This window comes from Parvibaculum sp. (assembly GCF_049672805.1).
Taxonomy (GTDB): Bacteria; Pseudomonadota; Alphaproteobacteria; order Parvibaculales; family Parvibaculaceae; genus Parvibaculum.
This window is the reverse complement of the sequence record NZ_JBATWS010000115.1, coordinates 1-2,412: the sequence shown is the minus strand read 5'-3', so window position 1 is coordinate 2,412 and position 2,412 is coordinate 1. Positions and strand designations below refer to the sequence as shown.

Sequence of the window (2,412 nt, the reverse complement as noted above, 5' to 3'; positions counted from 1 at the left end):
CCTCCGCTGTTGCCTGCGAGATGGGTGTGCCCTTTGCGACGCTTTCAGCCGTTTCGCGCAGGATGATGTTCAGAGCGCCTGCGGCTTTCCGCTCTTCGGGCGTCAGATAGACGTTGCGCGATGACATGGCGAGGCCGTCCGCCTCGCGCATGATAGGCCCGCCGAGAATTTCTACCGGTATGTCCAGATCGGCAACCATGCGGCGAATAACCATGAGCTGCTGCCAGTCCTTCTCACCGAAAATGGCGATGTCGGGCATAGTGCGCAGAATGAGTTTTGCGACGACGGTTGCCACGCCCGCAAAATGTGTCGGGCGGAACTCGCCTTCGAGTGGCTCGGTCACGCCGGTGAGCGAGATGGTCGTGGAAAAGCCCTGCGGATACATATCTGCCGCATCGGGCGCGAAGATGAGGTGGGCCTTGCCTTCAAGCCTTGCGGCATCCGCCGCCTCGGTGCGCGGATAGGCGGAGAAATCCTCGTTCGGGGCGAATTGCGTCGGGTTGACGAAAATAGAGACGACGACGCGATCCGCGCGGGTGCGGCCGAGATCGACCAGCGAGAGATGGCCTTCATGCAGCGCGCCCATGGTGGGAACGAGCGCGACACTGAGCCCCTGTTTCCGCCATTCAGAAACGGCTTCACGCAGGTCGGCGGCGCTGCGGGCAACGGGAATGGCGTAGCTGGATGTGTCGAGCGGCATAGGCACAGACCTCCGTTGAGAACGCGCGGAAGATAGCGGCGGGCCGTGCGGAACTCAATCAGCCTCGCACTGGCGGGTGGGTCTGATGTGCCGCCGCTTGCGCCCGGTACGCGTTCAGGAGGGGATTACCCGGGCGCCATGATGCGCAAGGCCCACGGCGCCCGGGCAGTCTGTTGGATCAGGCGAGGCGACCTTCGATCGCGTTCGCGTAAAGCTTTTCGTAGTCAGCGCGGCTCATCGGCAGCGGGTTGCCGCCGGTTGAGGGATCTTCCAGCGCCATGGGGGCGGCTTCCGGAATGGCATCCCTGTCCACGCCGATTTCCTTCAGCGTGTGAGGAATGCCGACTTCCTCGCGCAACGCCAGAACCCAGTCCACAAAGCCAGTGAAGCTCTGATCCTTGAGACCGAGATAGCGCGCGGCGGCAGCGAGCTTTTCTTCGATGGCTGCGCGGTTGTGCATCAGCACATAGGGCATCACCACTGCGTTGGTGAGGCCGTGATGCGTACCACGCAGCGAGGAGCAGGGATGGCTCATCGCATGCATCGCGCCGAGGCCCTTCTGGAAGGCGGTCGCGCCCATGGAAGAGGCGGCGAGCATGAAGGATCGCGCCTCGATATTGCTGCCGTTCTTCGTGGCAACGGGCAGCCATTCCTTGCAGAGCCGCATTCCTTCGAGCGCGATGCCCTGTGCGAGCGGGTGCCAGAAGGGCGAGCAATAGGCTTCGAGGCTGTGCGACAGTGCATCCATGCCCGTCGCGGCGGTGATGTGGGCGGGGAGGCCAACGGTCAGTTCCGGGTCGGCGATCACATCAACCGGCATCATCTTCGGGTGGAAGATGATCTTCTTCGTGTGGTCGCGTTCGTCCGTGATGACGGCGGCGCGGCCAACTTCGGAACCAGTGCCTGCTGTGGTGGGTACTGCAATCACCGGGGCGATGCCTGCCGGGTCAGCGCGTGTCCACCAGTCCTCGCGGTCTTCATAATCCCAGATGGGGCGCGTCTGGCCCGACATGAAGGCGATGGCCTTGCCTGCGTCCATCGCGCTGCCGCCGCCAACAAGGATCACGCCGTCATGCTTGCCTTTGCGAAAGACCTCGAGGCCCGCTTCCACATCCGCGCCCACCGGGTTCGGGTGAACATCGGTGAAAAGCGCGGGCGGGATGTTGCTCTTTTCAAGAAGGGCAAGCGCCTCCGCAATCATCGGCAGGGGCTTCAGTCCCGGATCGGTGACGAGAAGCGGGCGGTTGATGCCCGCTGCCGCGCAGGCATCTGCAAGCTCCTTGATGCGGCCGGCACCGAAGCGGATTTTCGTCGGGAAGTTCCAGTTGCCGGTGATGCTCGAATAATTGTCGATCATTTTGTTTTGGTTCTCAGGTGAAAGCTTTTCGGCCGCGTCAGATGCTCATAGCCGACGCGCGAAAGCGTGGCACCGCGACCCGTATCCTTCACACCCGTCCAGGCAAGGGCAGGGTCCAGATAGTCGCAGCGATTGAGGAAGAAGGTGCCGGTTTCGATGCGCTCGCCAATGCGTTCGCCCGCTTCCACGTCTTCCGTCCAGACGGAGGCGGTGAGGCCGAGCGAGCTGTCATTCATCAGGTTGATGGCTTCTTCATCGGAGGAGACTTTCATGATGCCGACGACAGGGCCGAAGCTCTCCTCGCGCATCACATCCATCTGGTGGTTCACATCAACCAGCACTTCTGGGCCGAGGT

General features: G+C 62.5%; 3 protein-coding genes. All 3 read right to left on the bottom strand.

Features of this window, described 5'->3' with window-relative positions; translation table 11 throughout:
• Positions 1 to 700: pantoate--beta-alanine ligase (panC, locus tag WBF74_RS03615; protein WP_424435293.1), on the bottom strand; the 700-nt coding region annotated here is incomplete at its 3' end.
• Between the two features lie 178 nt (positions 701 to 878).
• Positions 879 to 2,057: an iron-containing alcohol dehydrogenase gene (locus tag WBF74_RS03610; protein ID WP_424435290.1), complete on the bottom strand. Its 1,179-nt coding sequence runs from the start codon at positions 2,055 to 2,057 to the stop codon at positions 879 to 881.
• Positions 2,054 to 2,412 (bottom strand): aldehyde dehydrogenase family protein (locus tag WBF74_RS03605; RefSeq protein WP_424435287.1); only part of this gene is annotated, 359 nt, incomplete at its 5' end. The genes WBF74_RS03605 and WBF74_RS03610, both read right to left, overlap by 4 nt.